Raw genomic sequence first — 15,008 nt, forward strand, 5'->3', positions numbered from 1 at the left:
CCCCGGCCGGCCGCTCGCGCGCCGGCCGGGGCCCGCACGGAGACGCGTCCGTGGGTGATGCTGGCCTCGTTCGGCATGGGAGCCGGGGTGGCGCTGGCGGGCGTGGCGGTGGGCCGGCTCCTGGCCCGCTCGGGCGGTCGGCACGGCTGACCCGGGCCTGACGGCGGCGCGGACCGCAGCGGCGGCCGGCGGGCCCGAAACGGGCGCCGAGCAGGGCCGGAAAGCGGGGCGTGCGGGCGGGGCCTGCGGGAATGCCGGACCGCCCCTCGCGGAAAAGGATCTCCCGGCGTAGCGTGGCGGTATGCGGCAGGCACATGCTGAAGACGCAAGGACCGAGGCCAGAAGAGTCGTGCGCGACCTCCTCGGCGAGGAGCGCCCGACGGCCGAGACGCTGGTCGGCGACGCCCGCGCCGAGCTCGGCGACGAGCGGGTCGACCGGTGTCTCGATCTCGCGCTGGGCGCGGCCCTGACCCGGCGCTCGGCCGAGCTGGCCGCCGTCGCCGCGCTGGTGGTCGGCACCCGTGACCTGGGCACGCAGTGGTGGGGCCGGACGCGCGGCGGCAAGCTGCCCGCGCCGGACGAGGTGCTCGGCACGGCCCTGGCGATCGAGCCGTGGACCGATCTCACCGCGCTGGAGATGCTGGCCGCCTGGATCGCCGACGACACCGCCGACGCGCTCTGGGGACCCCCCGTCGCCGAGGTGGACCTGAACTCGTGGCAGGCGGAGGACCGGTTCGCCCTCCCGGAGGCCGCGCGGCCCGGAGAGCGGCTGGTCGTGCACTTCGACGCGGGCGGCCGGCTCGACGCGGTCGTCACCCGCCGCCCCGACGAGGAGCTCGGCTCGAACCTCGACTTCCACTCGCTGCGCTACTCCCGGCCCGCCGAGGCGCAGTGGAGCTGGGGCGTGGCCGCCGGCCTGGGGCCGCACCGGCTGCCGGGCGAGGACCCCGACCCGTACGCCCGCGAGGTGGAGGAGGACGCGGCCGGGATCCTGCGCGACTGGGCCGTACGGCACGGCGCCACGCTGGAGCAGGTGGGCGAGCCGTGGCGGACGGTCGGCGACGTGGTGGCGGCCATCGAGCGGGCCGACTGGATGTGGCGCAGCGGCGAGTGGTTCGGCTGGTGGCGCGGCGCGTCGGCGCTGGTGGACGACTCGGCCTACCTGCCGTACCGGCTGGAGGAGCTCACCGCCGGCTGAGCCCGCCGTCCCCGGGCGGAACGGGAGAGCGGCGCGGCCGGAATGTCCGGCATCGCGGCGCGGTTGCCGACGTACATGAAGGTGGAGATATTTTCGGACGTCGCCTGCCCGTGGTGCTACATCGGGCATACCCGCTTCGCCCGCGCGGCCGAGCGGTTCCGCGCCCGCGGCGGCACCCTGGAGGTCACGATGCGGCCGTTCCAGCTCAGCCCCGAGGCCCCGGCCGAGGGCGAGCCGCTGCTCGACGCGCTGGCGCGGAAGTTCGGCCCCGACGTGGCGCGCACGACCGGCCGGGTCGTGGAGGCGGCGGCCGGTGACGGCCTGGAGCTGCGCTTCGACCGGGCGGTCAGCGCCAACACCTTCGAGGCGCACCGGCTGGTCGAGCTCGCCTCCCGCCAGGGGCGCGGCGAGGAGATGGCCGAGCGGCTGTTCCGCGCCCACTTCACCGACGGCCTGAACGTCGCCGACCCGGACGTGCTCGCCGGGCTGGCCGCCGAGACCGGGGTGCGGGACACCGGCGAGGGCGCCGCCGAGGTGAGGGAGCAGCTCGACCGCGCCGCGGGGCTCGGGATCAGCGGGGTGCCGCTCTTCCTGTTCGAGGAGAAGTTCGCCGTGTCGGGCGCGCAGCCGGAGGAGACGTTCGCGGCCGCCATCGACGAGGTCGCCGAGCGCACCGGGCAGACCCCCGTCACGCTGCTCGCCGCCCCCGGTGAGGCGTGCGACGACGGATCCTGCGCCGTCTGACACCGCGGAGAAGTCAGAGCGTGCCCTCGCCCAGCAGGCCCGAGCGGTGGTGACGGCGGCACAGGACCTGGTAGCGGACCGGCGACCGGTCGGCGGCCAGGTCCGTGTCGCCGATCACCACCTGCTCGCCCGTCCGCACCAGCTCCCCGCCCACGATCCGCCCGTTGAGCAGGCCAGGGCGCCCGCACCAGCACAGCACCTCGACCTGGAGCCGGCACACCTCGTCGGCCAGCTCGAACAGCCGCTGCGCCGCCGGGAACATCACCGAGCGGAAGTCCGAGGCCAGCCCGAACGCGTACACGTCCACCCCGTGGTCGTCCACGACGTCGGCGAGCTGCTCGATCTGCTCGACCGTGTAGAAGCACGCCTCGTCGCAGATGAGGTAGTCGACGCGGTCGTGCGCGCGGACCAGCTCGACCAGGTCCAGGGAGTCCTCGACCTCGATCGCCTCCAGGCCGAGCCCGATCCTGCTGGTGACCTGGGGGCCGCCCGACCGGTCGTGCTTGGTGAGCACCAGACCGCGCCTGCCCTGGCGGCCGTGGTTGTAGTTCATCTGCAGGGCCAGCGTGGACTTGCCGCAGTCCATGGGGCCGAAGAAGAACTTGAGCACCGCGTCGCGGGTACCAGGTGGAGCGGGGGACAGGGCAGACAGGTCGGTCACGGGGTGCCACCTTATCGGGCTTGGCGTGTTCCCTGACCTCGTGGGACATTTCTCCCCTGAAACCTCAGGAGGAAGCGTGGTCACAGACAGCGCCCGGTCGCCGTGGAGGCGGGATGCGTAACGTGCGCATCGGCGTCGACACCGGTGGCACCTTCACCGACGTCGTGGCGGTGGACGAGGACACCGGTGAGATCGTCACCACGAAGACGCCCTCCACGCCGGCCAACCCGGCCGACGGCTTCGTCACGGGCGTGCGCAAGCTGGGCGAGCTGGACGTGGCCTCGGTGGTCCACGGCACCACGGTCGCCACCAACCAGCTCCTGGAGGACCGGATCGAGGGGCTCGGGTTCGTGACGACCGAGGGCTTCGAGTTCGTCCTGGAGATCGGCCGGCAGAGCGTCCCCGACGGCTACGGCAACTCGTACTTCTGGGTCAAGCCGCCGCGGATCGTCCCCGTGCACCTCGTCAGGACCGTCGGCGGCCGGCTCGACCACACGGGCGCCGAGGTGCGCCCGTTCGCCGAGGACCAGGCCGTCGAGGTGGCCCGCTGGTTCCGGGCGCGCGGCATCACCGCGATCGGCGTGTGCTTCCTGCACTCCTACGCCAACCCGGAGCACGAGCGGCGCATGCGCGACGTGCTGGCCCGCGAGCACCCCGACGCGGTCGTCTCCGTCTCCAGCGACGTGCTGCGGGAGTACCGCGAGTACGAGCGCTCGGTCACCACCCTGGTCGACGCCGCGGTCAAGCCCGTCATGCGGCGCTACATCGCCGACCTGTCCGCCCGGCTCGGCATGCCGTTCTCCGTCATGAAGTCGAACGGCGGCGTGCTGTCGGCCCGCGAGGTCGTCAACCAGCCCATCACCACCGTGCTGTCGGGGCCGGCCGCGGGCGCGCTCGGCGCGGCGATGCTGGCCGCCAACGCCGGCCATCCGTCGGTGATCACCCTGGACGGCGGCGGCACCTCCACGGACGTCGCCGTGGTGATCGACGGCGAGCCGTCCGTCACCACCGAGGGCTCCGTCGGCCGCTTCCCGGTCAAAGTCCCCATGATCGACATCGTGACCGTGGGCGCGGGCGGCGGCTCGATCGCGTGGATCTCGCCCGAGGGCACGCTGAAGGTCGGCCCCAGGTCGGCCGGCGCCGACCCCGGACCGCTCTGCTACGGCCGGGGCGGCACCGAGGTGACGGTCACCGACGCGCACGTCTTCCTCGGCCGCGTCCCGCCGCACCTGCTCGGCGGCGAGATCCCGCTGGACGTGGACGCGGCCCGCGCCGGGATCGAGGCGCTGGCGGGCAAGCTCGGCCTCGGCCCCGAGCGCACCGCCACGGGCATCCTGGAGATCAGCGCCTTCAACCAGAGCAACGCGATCCGGCAGATCACCGTCAAGCGCGGGCTGGACGTGCGGGACTTCCCGCTCGTGACGTTCGGCGGGTCGGGGCCGCTGCTGGCGTGCCGGCTCATCGACGTCCTGGGCCTGCCCGCCGTGATCGTGCCGCCCGAGCCGGGCAACGTCTCCGCGTTCGGGCTGCTCACGGTGGACGTCCGCAACGACTACGTGCGTACGTACGTCACCCGGGACCTCTCGCTCCAGGCCGCGGCGCGGATCTTCGGCGAGCTGGAGGGCGAGGCGGCGGACGCCCTCGAACGCGAGGGCTTCGACGAGCCCGTCCATGCCCGCAGCGCCGACCTGCGCTACTACGGCCAGGCGTACGAGGTGCGCGTCGCGGCCCCGCCGGGGCCGATCGACGAGGCGTGGCGCGCCCAGGTCGTCGAGCGATTCCACGACGCCCACGAGCGCCTGTACGGCTACGCCTACCGGGACGACCCCCGCCAGGGCGTCGAATGGGTCAACCTTCGCGTGTCCGGCATCGGGCCGATCAACCGGCCGCCGATCCGGCGCCGGCCGTACCCGAAGGTCGAGGCGGAGCCGGCGACGCGGCGGGTGCGTTTCGAGGAGGAGCACGACACGCCGATCCTGCAGCGCGCCGCGCTGGACGCCGGGGCCGTGGTCGAGGGCCCCGCGGTGATCGAGGAGTACGGCTCGACCATCCCCGTCCATCCCGGGTTCACCGCGACGGTGGACGAGTACGGCAATGTGGAGGTGCGGCGTGGAGCGCCCGAAGAGCGCGGTTGAGCAGGAGCGCCCGAAGAGCGCGGTTGAGCCCGAGCGCCCGAAGAGCGCGGCTGACCCGATCCTCGTCGAGATCGTGGAGGGCACGCTGGCGTCGGTGGAGAAGGAGGTCGAGACCGCGATCGCGCGCACCGCCCGCTCGCCGATGATCCGCGACGCCCACGACTTCCGCGCCGGCATCCACGACGTGCGGCTGCGCAAGCTGACCGGCCGCTCCTACAGCGCGCTGGTCCAGCCGGTCGTGCGTGACTTCCCGGTCGAGACGATGCGGCCGGGCGACGTCTACTTCCACAACGACGTCTACCTGTCCGAGGGCGGCATCGGCCATCTGCCGGACCTGTGCGTGACCGTCCCGGTCTTCCACGAGGACGAGGTCGTGGCGTTCGTGCAGGCGTTCGGTCATCACGACGACATCGGCGGCTCCGTGCCCGGCTCGATGCCCTCGCACGCGCGCAGCGTGTATGAGGAGGGCCTGATGGTCCCGCCGATCAAGCTGCGCGACCAGGGCGTGCCGAACGAGGCCGCGCTGCGCATCATGACCCGCAACTCCCGCATGCCGGACTCGCTGGCCGGCGATCTCGACGCCGAGTGCTCGGCCTGCCTCATGGGCGCGCGCCGCCTCGGCGAGCTGTTCGACAGGTACGGCCGGGCCGCCGTCGAGGAGTGCTTCGACGCGATCATCGGCAAGACCACGGAGACGTTCCGCCGGGAGCTGCTGTCCAAGATCCCCGAGGGTGTGTACGTGTGGGAGGACTACGCCGAGCACGACGGCGTGGACGAGCCCCGCCTGCACGCCCAGCGGATCACGCTGACCGTGGACCACGAGGCCGGCACCCCGCTGACGATCGACTTCACCGGTACGTCGCCGCAGGCGAAGGGGCCGATCAACCACGCGGGAGACTACGCCGACGGCGTCTTCCTGAAGAAGTGGCTCGCCCCGATCCTGCGCAACCTCGCCGACTCGCCGGAGCGGATGGCCGAGCTCGACGTCAACGAGGGCGTCGTCCCGCTGATCGACATGGTCTTCCCCGAGAAGGGCACGCTGCTCACGCCGGTCTTCCCGGCCCCGACCAACGCCCGCACGTTCGTCATCCTGCGCCTGCTGGGCGTCCTGGCCGGCGTGCTGGCCAAGGCCACGGGCGGGCGCATGCCGGCCGACCAGGAGACGATCCGCTACACCGGCGTTCACGGCGTCGGCGCGGACGGCGTGCCGTACCTCATGCGGGAGGTCCTGGGCGGGGGCTCCGGCGGCCGGTGGTACGCCGACGGCGAGGACACCATCCATGTGGTGCCCGACTCGCGTAACATCCCGGTGGAGTTCGCCGAGGCGCGCTGGCCGTTCCGGGTGGAGCGGCTGGCGCTGGCGTGCGATTCGGGCGGGCCGGGCCTGTTCCGGGGCGGGCTCGGCTACGACAAGCACATCCGGATGCTGCGCGACGCCTCGTACATGTCGATCGCCGACCGGTCCATCCTGTCGTGCTGGGGCGTCAACGGCGGCCTGGCCGGCCGGCCGTTCCGGGTGGAGATCGCCGGCAAGGAGATGGACGGTCTGGTGGACGACTACCCGGTGCAGGCGGGCGAGGTGATCCGCATCCGGACGACGGGCGGCGGCGGGTGGGGCTCGCCGTACGATCGCGACCCGAGGGCGGTGGCGGCGGACGTGCGCGACGGCAGGGTGTCGATCGCGGGCGCGCTCGGCGACTACGGCGTGGTGCTGGACGGCGACCGCATCGACGAGGAGGGCACGGCGGAGCTGCGGGCGCGGCTGCGGCCGAGCACCGGCCGCTTCTTCGACCGGGGGCCGGGGTACGCGCGGCTGTCGGGCGGCCGTACCCACGCGGAGGTGGACGACCTGTGACGGACGGTCACACGATCCGGCAGATCTCCTCGAAGGTCGTCTACTCCAACCCGTGGATGGTCGTCCGCGAGGACGAGATCGAGCGGCCCGACGGCTCGCGCGGCCTGTACGCCTACATGGACAAGCCGGACTTCGTGCTGGTCATCCCGATGGAGCGCGGCGGCTTCCACCTCGTCGAGGAGTACCGCTACCCGGTGCGCCGCCGGACGTGGAGCTTCCCGCAGGGCTCGGCGGAGGCGAGCAGCCGCGAGGAGGAGGCGAGGAAGGAGCTGGCGGAGGAGACGGGGCTGCGCGCGGCGCACTGGCGGTGGCTGGGCGCGCTGGACAACGCCCACGGGGTGGCCACCCAGCAGATGCACGTCTACCTGGCGACGCGGCTCGAACCGGGGCCTGCGCGCAGGGAGCACACCGAGCAGGACATGCGGCAGCGGTGGGTGAGCCGGGCGGAGTTCGAGGCCATGGTCGGCGCGGGGGAGGTCACCGACTCGGGATCGGTGGCGGCCTACACGCTCCTGCGCATGAGCGGCGCCCTCGACTCGTAATCTACTTTGTAAAGGCGGCGACCCGGCAGCGCCCGCTCAGGTGCGGTGCACCAAGTCGGCGCGCTCGCGGGTGCCGTCCTCGGCGAACCACTTCTCCTCCGCGTCGAACCAGGCGTGCCAGCGCGGCTCCAGCTCGGCCCCGTCGCGTTCGAGCACCCGCCGCAGCCGCACGTCGCGCGGCGCCTCGACCCACACGGTGAACGCGATCAGCGGGGCGGCGGAGCGGCGGGCCGTGCCGACGCCCTCGACGACCAGCACGGGCGCCACGGGCACGGTGACGGTCTCGGCGTACGCGCCGCGCGTCCAGTCGTAGCGGCGGTACGCGCCGGGACGGCCGGCGGCGAGCGGGCGCAGCACGCCCTCCTCCAGCGCGGCGAACCACGGGCCCGGTCCTTCCTCCCACGGCACGGGGAAGTGGTCGCTGTGGACGACCTGGCAGCCGAGGGCGGCGGCGAGGCGCCGGGCGTACGTGGTCTTGCCCGACCCGGCCGGGCCGTCGACGGCGACCAGCCGGACCGGCCCGCACGACGGGTCCAGCCTCCCGATGCGGCCGGTCAGAGATTGCACGCACCCAGAGTAGGTGAGGCAGGGGGAATGGGAGGAGAATGGTCCTTTCACCCCCGGAACTCGTGCTGGAGGATGAACCTTGCTCGGACCTCTCGACGACATCGTGGTGCTGGATCTGTCCAGGGCGCTGGCGGGGCCGCACGCCGCTCAGATGCTGGGGGACCTGGGCGCGAAGGTGATCAAGGTGGAGCATCCGGAGGGCGGGGACGAGTCGCGGGGCTGGGGGCCGCCGTTCGTCGGCCCTGATCACGATATTTCGACGTATTTCCTGGCGGCGAATCGGAACAAGGAGTCCATCACCGTCGACCTGAAGTCGGCGGAGGGCAAGGAGCTGATCGAGCGGCTCGTCCGGCAGTGCGACGTCCTGGTGGAGAACTTCCGCACCGGCGTGCTCGACCGGCTCGGCTTCCCGGTGCAGCGCCTGCACGAGCTCAACCCGCGCCTGGTCGTCCTGTCGATCACCGGTTTCGGCCACGACGGGCCGGAGGGCGGCCGGCCGGGCTACGACCAGATCGCCCAGGGCGAGGCGGGCCTGATGTCGCTGACCGGCCCCTCGCCGGACGAGCCGTACCGGGTGGGCGCGTCGATCGCCGACCTGCTCGCCGGCATCCACGGCGCGTACGGCGTGGTGGCGGCGCTGTACGAGCGCGAGCGGACCGGCAGGGGGCGGGTGGTGCGCACGTCGCTGCTGGCGGCGGTGGCCGGGGTGCACTCCTACCACGGCACGGCGTGGACGGTCGGCGGAAAGGTCCCGGCGGCGGCCGGCAACCACCACGTCTCGATCGCCCCGTACGGCTCGTTCCGCTGCGCGGACGGCGTGCTGCAGATCGCGGCGGCCAACGACGGCCAGTGGCGCAAGGTGGCCGCGCTGCTGGGCATCGATCCCGGCGAGCCGCGCTACGCCTCCAACCGGGAGCGGTGGGCGCACCGCGAGGAGCTGATCGCGGACATGGAGCGGGCGCTGGCCGCCCACGACCGGGGGCACTGGCTGGCGCGGCTGGCCGAGGTGGGGGTGCCGGCGGGCGCGATCCGCTCGCTGGACGAGGTCTACACCTGGGATCAGACCCGGTCGCAGGGCCTGCTGGTGGAGGTGGAGCATCCGGTGCTGGGCCGGATCGAGCTGCCCGGCCCGCCGCTGCGTTTCGAGGGGCTGGAGGTGGTGCGGCACAGGCCGCCGCCGGCCCTGGGCGGTGACGGGGACGCGGTGCTCGCCTGGCTGGAGGAGCGCGAGAGTTGAGCGCCGGTCGGTGGCACCGGCCGGCGCGTTCGTGCGTCAGCATGTGTGTCACCCGAATCAGCGTCAACAGGATTTGCGTCGACAACATGTGCGTCAACATTGCAGCGGTGCTCGACACGAAGGAGCCATAGTGCTCGACACGAAGGAGCCCTGGTGAGCCGTCCGGACGCGCGCACGCTGATCGAAACGGTCCTCGACAAGGGGTCGTGGACGTCGTGGGACGTGCCGCCCGCCGATCCGGCCGCGCCGGGCTCCTCCTACGCCGAGGAGCTGGCCGTCGCGCGGGCCAAGTCGGGCTACGACGAGTCGGTGATCACCGGTGAGGGGCTGCTGGACGGGCGGCGGGTGGCGGTGGTGGCGAGCGAGTTCTCGTTCATGGCGGGGTCGATCGGCGTGGCGGCGGCCGAGCGGATCACCTCGGCGGTGGAGCGGGCGGAGCGGGAGCGGCTGCCGCTGCTGGCGGCGCCGGCCTCGGGCGGCACCAGGATGCAGGAGGGCGCGGTCGCGTTCGTGCAGATGGTGAAGATCACCGCGGCGGTGCAGGCGCACCGGGCGGCGGGGCTGCCGCACGTGGTGTATCTGCGTCATCCGACGACGGGCGGGGTGTTCGCCTCGTGGGGGTCGCTGGGTCATGTGACGGCGGCGGAGCCGGGGGCGCTGATCGGGTTCCTGGGGCCGAGGGTGTTCGAGGCGCTGCACGGCTATCCGTTCCCGGAGGGGGTGCAGCTCGCGGAGAACCTGTTCCGGCACGGCCTGGTGGACGCGGTGGTGCCGGCGGAGGACGCGCGGGAGCTGGCCGCGCGGGCGCTGTCGGTGCTGTGCGCGGACACGGCGGGGCTGTCGCCGGGCGAGCCGCCGGAGGAGGACCTGCGGCCGGTCGAGGCGTGGGAGGCGATCAGCCGGTCGCGGCGTGACGACCGGCCGGGGGTGCGGTCGTTGCTGAAGCTGGCCGCCGCGGACGTGACTCCGCTGAACGGCACCGGCGCGGGGGAGAACGACCCGGGGCTGCTGCTGGCGCTGGCGAGGTTCGGCGAGGCGCCGGCGGTGGTGCTGGGGCAGGACCGGCGCAGCCAGCGGTCCAGCGCGCCGCTGGGTCCGGCGGGGCTGCGGATCGCGCGGCGCGGCATGCGGCTGGCGTCGGAGCTGGGGCTGCCGCTGGTGACGGTGATCGACACGGCGGGGGCGGCGCTGTCGAAGGCGGCCGAGGAGGGCGGGCTGGCGGGGGAGATCGCCCGCTGCCTGGCCGACATGGTGACGCTGGACGCGCCGACGGTCTGCCTGCTGCTGGGCGAGGGCGCGGGGGGCGCGGCGCTGGCGTTGCTGCCGGCGGACCGGGTGTTGTGCGCGCAGCACGCGTGGTTGTCGCCGCTGCCGCCGGAGGGCGCCTCGGCGATCCTCTACCGGTCGGTGGACTTCGCCCCGGAGATCGCCCAGGCGCAGGGGGTGCGGGCCACGGACCTGCGCCGCTCGGGGATCGTGGACCGGGTGATCCCGGAGCGGCCGGACGCCGCGTACGAGCACCGGGCGTTCTGCGAGCGGGTGGGGCGGGCGCTCGAGCACGAGATCGCGGGGCTGCTCGGGCAGCCCACGGGGGACAGGCTGGCGGGCCGCCTGTCCCGTTATCGTCACCTGGGCGCCTGAGCGGCGCCGTGTCCGGTCGCTAGGGGACCGGGATGCGCTCGACGCGGATGGAGACGACCTCCTCACGGGGCACGACGACCTCGTAGGCGCCGTGGTCGACCATCCAGTAGCCGAGCGCCTCGGCCTTCATGCCGCTGTGGCCGAGGTAGGCGATGTGCAGGCCGTCGTCGTCCTCGTCGAGGACGACGCACGGCTCGCCGCCGAAGGCGCCGACGGTGCGGATGAGGACGAGCCATTCCAGCTCGTCGCGGCCGACCTCGCGCCGCCAGTAGCCGGAGGCCGCCTCGAACCCGTCGAGCTCCTCCTCGCTGAACAGGACGACCTGGTCGCTGTCGGGGCCGAGCGCGGCGGGCAGGGTGTGCTCGCCGAAGCGGGCGATGAACCCGGAGGCCACGGGGGTGAGCTCGTCGTTCATGCGGCCGGCCGCCAGGTCAGCCCGTCGTAGGCGGCGAAGGGGCGCTCGTCCTCGTCGGTGAGGTGGACGATCTCGGCGCCGGCCGGGATCGGCATGGGGACGGTGTGGAACTGGGGCACCACGTGGTGCGTCGAGGTGGTGAAGCCGTTGCCGGCGAACGGTGCCACGTCGCTCCAGTCGCCGCCCATGTGCGGGCCGTAGGGGACGACGTAGCTGTCGACGTCGCGGGCGTACCACCGCATCACATACAACTCGGGCACCTCGGCGGTGAGCTCGGACCCGTCGAAGGACAGGTCGAGCCCGAGGTAGAGCTCGCGGGGCGTGGTCAGCCGCGCGCAGTCCTGCACGCGGTAGACGTACCCGGAGATCACCGTGCGCTTGCCCGAGAGGTAGGGGACGAGCAGACGCGGTGGGACCACCTTCTGCATGTGCGTTCTGCTCACGTGCTCATTTTACGATCTGTTGACCCCGAGAATGCGATGTTCGAGGCAGGGGAGTGTCGCGCGGGCCGCGGCGGTGGTCTCGGCGTCGACCGTGACGAGCTGGACGCCGGGGGCCGCGCCCAGGTCGGCGCGGGCGACGCCGAGGGGGTCGACGAGCATGCTGCGGCCGACGCCGAACCCGTCGGACGACTCGGCCGGGTTGGGGGCCTGGCCGACGGCGGCCGTCCACATGGTGTTCTCCAGGGCGCGGGCGCGGACCAGCGTGACCCAGTGGTCCTCCTTGAGCGGCCCCGACCCCCAGGCGGCGATGACCGCGAACAGGTCGGCGCCCCGGTCGACCAGTGCCCGGGTCAGCTCGGGGAAGCGCAGGTCGTAGCAGGTGACGAGGCCGACGCGCAGCCCGGCGAGCTCGACGACGGCCGGCTCGGAGCCGGGGGCGACCAGCTCCGACTCCCTGGCGCCGAACGAGTCGAACAGGTGGATCTTGCGGTAGGCGGCCCTGAGCTCGCCGCCGGCGTCGAGCGCCACGGCGGTGTTGTGGACCCGCCCGTCGCCGCCGCCGCCCGGCTCGAACACCCCGGCGATCACGGCGGTGCCGTGCTCGCGCGCCGCTTCGGCCAGGCCGGTGACGAACGGCCCGTCGAGCGGCTCGGCCAGCTCGGTGATGCGCCTGCCGTAGCGGGTGAGCGTCGCCTCGGGGAAGATCGCCAGGTCCGCGCCCTCGGCGCGGGCCAGCGCCTCGCGGACCCTCTTGAGGTTGGCCTGCGGGTCAGGGGAGACCGGGATCTGGCACAGGGCGATGGTGGTCACGGCCCGACTCTAGCCGGTTGGGCACCCGGCGGAACCAGGTCAGGCAGCGCCAGATCCACTCCATCGGGCCGTACCGGTGGCGGGCCAGCCACCAGCGGCCGAACAGGGCCTGGGCGGTGACGGTGAGGGCGGCGACGGCCACGACCGACCAGCGGGTGGGGTCGGCGGCCACGAGGGGGGCGGTGAGGACGACCACGGCGGTGCCGGTGAGGTAGTTGGTGAGCGCCATCCGGCCGAGCGGTTCGAGGACGGCCGACAGCGGATCGCCCCAGCGGGTGCGCAGGAGCAGCAGGAACCCGGTGGAGAAGGCGGCGGCGCCGGCGAGCGTGGCGAGGGTGTAGACGATCCAGACGCGGGGGTCACGGGGGCCGTTGGCCCAGTCGCCGCTGGTCATCCAGGCTCCGGAGAGCAGGGCGGAGGCGAGGGCGCTGACCGCGAGGACGGGCGGGAGCAGCCACGCGGGCGGGCGGAGCTGCATGAGGGCCATGCCGAGCAGGAACAGGCCGGGGATGAGCATGATCCCGCCGCCGGTGAGGACTCCCCAGGTGATCACGCCGGCCGAGAGCAGCAGGATCGGCGCCCCGCCGGACAGGAACGAGGCGGGCAGCAGCAGGACGAGGCCGTAGAAGGCGTAGTCGGTCAGCACCTCGCCCTGGTAGAAGGCGTGCTGGGCGATGCCGAAGCAGAACAGCCAGAACAGGCGCGGCAGCAGCCTCAACCGGCCGGCCCGCTGGAGGAACAGCACGAAGCTGATGCCGAACAGCAGCGAGAAGATCGGGTAGAAGTGGCTCTGGAACAGGATCTCGATCGTGGTGTCGAGGCCGGTGCGCGGTTTGTGGGGCGTGTGCTGCCAGGTGTTGACGAGCATGATCCCGGCCACCGCGAAGCCGCGGAGGGCGTCGAGCGCGCGGATGCGGGTCACGGCAGCCAGGACGAATCCCCCCATGTCACAGGAACCAGGCAAACCACCATACGAGGAATCCTGCCCCGACGAGGGCCGCTCCAGCCTGCCCGAGGGTCCGGCGCACGACGAGGCTCGCGAGGGTGAGCGCGACCGCGACGGCCGCCAGCCAGCCGTACGCCTCGACGGCGGCGGGCAGGCCGACGGCGAGGGCGGTCTCGTTCCGGCTGACCAGCCCGTACGCCGACTGCGCGAGCAGGCCGGCGGACGCGACCCCGGCCAGGCCGGCGAAGGCGGTGAGCGCCCGGCCGCGCAATGCGCCCGCGACGAGCTGGGCGAGCGCGACGAGGGCGAACAGCGCGAGCGGGGCCGCCAGCCAGGGCGCCTTCGAGATCGCGTACGGGGCGCCGGTCACACGCAGGTCGGCGGCGGCCAGCCGGGGCGGCACACCGGTCTCGGGGCGGGCGCAGCCGGTCCCGGCCGAGGCGGGGTCGGCGACGAAGGCGGCCATGCGCTCGCGGGCGCACGTGCTGGTCAGGAAGACCGCGTGCCCGACGCCGTCGAACTCGGCGTACCGGGCGTGCGGCAGCGCCCGCGCGGCGGGCTCGCTCGTGCGGGGCGGGGTGGTGGGGTCGAACCGGCCGGCGACGACGAGGACCGGGGCCTGCGTGGTGGCGGCGGACGGCTTGGCGGCGGGCAGCTTCCAGGCGTCGCAGACGGCCTTGTCGACGTCCACCGTGAACAGGCGCGACGGGGCGGCGAAGCCGTTGGAGGGGATCTCGTCCTGGCACTGCACCGCCTCGTACAGGCCGAGCTCGTGGGAGGTGAGGCCGTCGCCGACCGCGTCGGTGAGGGGGCGCAGCGGCTCGTCGTGCCCGTTCGCCAGGGCGGTGACCAGCGAGGCGGAGACGGCGATCACGCCGGTCTCGTGCAGCGCCTCGGCCATCAGGGTCGCCACGTCGCCGCCGTCCAGGCGGGCCCGCACCTCGGCGCCGCGCAGCGGGTCCACGGTGGTGACCCGTGCGGGTGTCGCGTCGAGCCGCCTGACCGCCGCGTCGAAGCGGTCCTTCAGGCCGAGGTGGGCGAGGGTGTCGTCGAGGTTGCGCCGGACGTCGTCGTACCAGGGCACGCTCTGCGGCAGGAACGAGTCGAGCAGCACGGACCGCACGGCCCCGGGGTCGGCCGCGGCGGCGTCCACCATGACGCGGGTGGAGTAGCTGACGCCGAACAGGTTCCAGGAGGGGTAGCCGAGGGCGCCGCGCAGGGCGACGACGTCGGCGGCGATCTCCTTGGTGGTGTAGCCGCGCAGGTCCACGCCCTGCTGTTCGAGCCGGGTGCGGCACTGCGCGGCCGCCTCGGCGGGGGGTAAGGGGGAGGCGGGCCGGGTGAGGCGGTCGAGCATGGCCTGCGCCAGCTCGGGGCAGCCGAGCCGGGGCCAGGAGTACTTGCCGCCGCGCTGCTCGATCGTCACCACGTCGCGGTCGGGGAACATCTGGCTGAGGAAGCCGGTGAGCTGCAGCGACGAGGAGCCGGGGCCGCCGCTCATGTAGACGACCGGGTCGGGCCTGCGGGCGGGGGCGGTGGAGCGGTGGACGGCGTACCCGACCTTGATGGTGCGGCCGGGCGCGTCGCGGCGCTCGGGGACCACGAGGAACCCGCACGTGGTCCCCGGCGGCACGGCGACGGGGCACTGTCCGGTCTCGATCCCGGCCTGGACGCCGGCCTCCGGGGTGGCCTCCGGGGTGGTCTGCGGGGTGGGCGCCGGGGGAGTCGGCGGGGTGAGCGTCAGGGCGAGGGAGAGCAGGACCCGGGTGATCACGGAGTCGAGACTAGAGCAGCAGCCGCCGGTCGCGGGGGCA

Annotated in this window: 14 protein-coding genes; 7 read left to right on the top strand and 7 right to left on the bottom strand. The window is 73.6% G+C overall.

Annotation, left to right across the window (positions count from 1 at the left end; all coding sequences use genetic code 11):
* Window positions 1–349 precede the first annotated feature (349 nt).
* Together MTP10_RS27640 and MTP10_RS27645 are read left to right on the top strand one after the other, a co-directional pair.
* Window positions 350–1,198 carry a hypothetical protein gene (locus tag MTP10_RS27640; RefSeq protein ID WP_310712613.1) on the top strand — a complete coding sequence of 283 codons (849 nt, stop codon included), beginning with the start codon at window positions 350–352 and terminating at the stop codon, window positions 1,196–1,198.
* A gap of 42 nt (window positions 1,199–1,240) precedes the next feature.
* Window positions 1,241–1,942, top strand: coding sequence for a DsbA family oxidoreductase (locus MTP10_RS27645; protein WP_310712614.1), 702 nt, complete (start codon window positions 1,241–1,243; stop codon window positions 1,940–1,942).
* A gap of 13 nt (window positions 1,943–1,955) precedes the next feature.
* On the opposite strand, the gene MTP10_RS27650 is transcribed toward MTP10_RS27645, so the two are convergent.
* Window positions 1,956–2,603: a thymidine kinase gene (locus MTP10_RS27650; protein ID WP_310712615.1), complete on the bottom strand. Its 648-nt coding sequence runs from the start codon at window positions 2,601–2,603 to the stop codon at window positions 1,956–1,958.
* 113 nt (window positions 2,604–2,716) lie between these two features.
* Between MTP10_RS27650 and MTP10_RS27655 the strand changes: the two genes are divergently transcribed.
* The 3 genes from MTP10_RS27655 to MTP10_RS27665 are packed head-to-tail and all read left to right on the top strand — an operon-like array spanning window position 2,717 to window position 7,135.
* A complete protein-coding gene (locus MTP10_RS27655; RefSeq protein WP_310712616.1) occupies window positions 2,717–4,738 on the top strand; it encodes a hydantoinase/oxoprolinase family protein in 2,022 nt (673 codons plus the stop codon).
* Window positions 4,713–6,593 carry a hydantoinase B/oxoprolinase family protein gene (locus MTP10_RS27660; protein ID WP_310712617.1) on the top strand — a complete coding sequence of 627 codons (1,881 nt, stop codon included), beginning with the start codon at window positions 4,713–4,715 and terminating at the stop codon, window positions 6,591–6,593. Before MTP10_RS27655 ends, MTP10_RS27660 begins: the two co-directional genes overlap by 26 nt.
* Window positions 6,590–7,135, top strand: coding sequence for an NUDIX hydrolase (locus MTP10_RS27665; protein ID WP_310712618.1), 546 nt, complete (start codon window positions 6,590–6,592; stop codon window positions 7,133–7,135). Before MTP10_RS27660 ends, MTP10_RS27665 begins: the two co-directional genes overlap by 4 nt.
* A gap of 36 nt (window positions 7,136–7,171) precedes the next feature.
* Here the strand turns inward: MTP10_RS27665 and MTP10_RS27670 are convergent, their stop codons facing one another.
* The gene (locus tag MTP10_RS27670) at window positions 7,172–7,702 is read right to left on the bottom strand and encodes an AAA family ATPase (RefSeq protein WP_310712619.1); all 531 of its coding nucleotides are present in this window, start codon (window positions 7,700–7,702) and stop codon (window positions 7,172–7,174) included.
* Between the two features lie 79 nt (window positions 7,703–7,781).
* On the opposite strand from MTP10_RS27670, the gene MTP10_RS27675 reads away from it, so the two are divergent.
* Complete coding sequence (locus MTP10_RS27675; protein WP_310712620.1) at window positions 7,782–8,939, top strand: CoA transferase; 1,158 nt, start codon at window positions 7,782–7,784, stop codon at window positions 8,937–8,939.
* A 153-nt stretch (window positions 8,940–9,092) separates the two neighbouring features.
* Entirely contained in the window at window positions 9,093–10,580 is a 1,488-nt protein-coding gene (locus MTP10_RS27680) for a carboxyl transferase domain-containing protein (RefSeq protein WP_310712621.1), read from the top strand.
* Window positions 10,581–10,599: 19 nt separating this feature from the next.
* Here the strand turns inward: MTP10_RS27680 and MTP10_RS27685 are convergent, their stop codons facing one another.
* From MTP10_RS27685 to MTP10_RS27705, 5 genes are read right to left on the bottom strand one after another with little or no spacing between them, the layout of a single operon-like run.
* Window positions 10,600–10,995 (bottom strand): hypothetical protein, encoded by a 396-nt coding sequence (locus MTP10_RS27685; protein WP_310712622.1) that lies wholly within the window; start codon window positions 10,993–10,995, stop codon window positions 10,600–10,602.
* Entirely contained in the window at window positions 10,992–11,438 is a 447-nt protein-coding gene (locus MTP10_RS27690) for a hypothetical protein (RefSeq protein ID WP_310712623.1), read from the bottom strand. The genes MTP10_RS27685 and MTP10_RS27690 overlap by 4 nt, the downstream gene beginning before the upstream one ends.
* Window positions 11,439–11,447: 9 nt before the next feature.
* On the bottom strand, window positions 11,448–12,248 hold the full coding sequence (locus MTP10_RS27695) for a carbon-nitrogen hydrolase family protein (RefSeq protein ID WP_310712624.1): 801 nt from the start codon (window positions 12,246–12,248) through the stop codon (window positions 11,448–11,450).
* Window positions 12,208–13,194: a DUF418 domain-containing protein gene (locus MTP10_RS27700; protein WP_310712625.1), complete on the bottom strand. Its 987-nt coding sequence runs from the start codon at window positions 13,192–13,194 to the stop codon at window positions 12,208–12,210. The genes MTP10_RS27695 and MTP10_RS27700 overlap by 41 nt, the downstream gene beginning before the upstream one ends.
* A 1-nt stretch (window position 13,195) precedes the next feature.
* Window positions 13,196–14,968: an alpha/beta hydrolase gene (locus tag MTP10_RS27705; RefSeq protein WP_310712626.1), complete on the bottom strand. Its 1,773-nt coding sequence runs from the start codon at window positions 14,966–14,968 to the stop codon at window positions 13,196–13,198.
* Window positions 14,969–15,008 lie beyond the last annotated feature (40 nt).

This window comes from Nonomuraea sp. 3-1Str (assembly GCF_031570565.1).
GTDB lineage: Bacteria > Actinomycetota > Actinomycetes > Streptosporangiales > Streptosporangiaceae > Nonomuraea.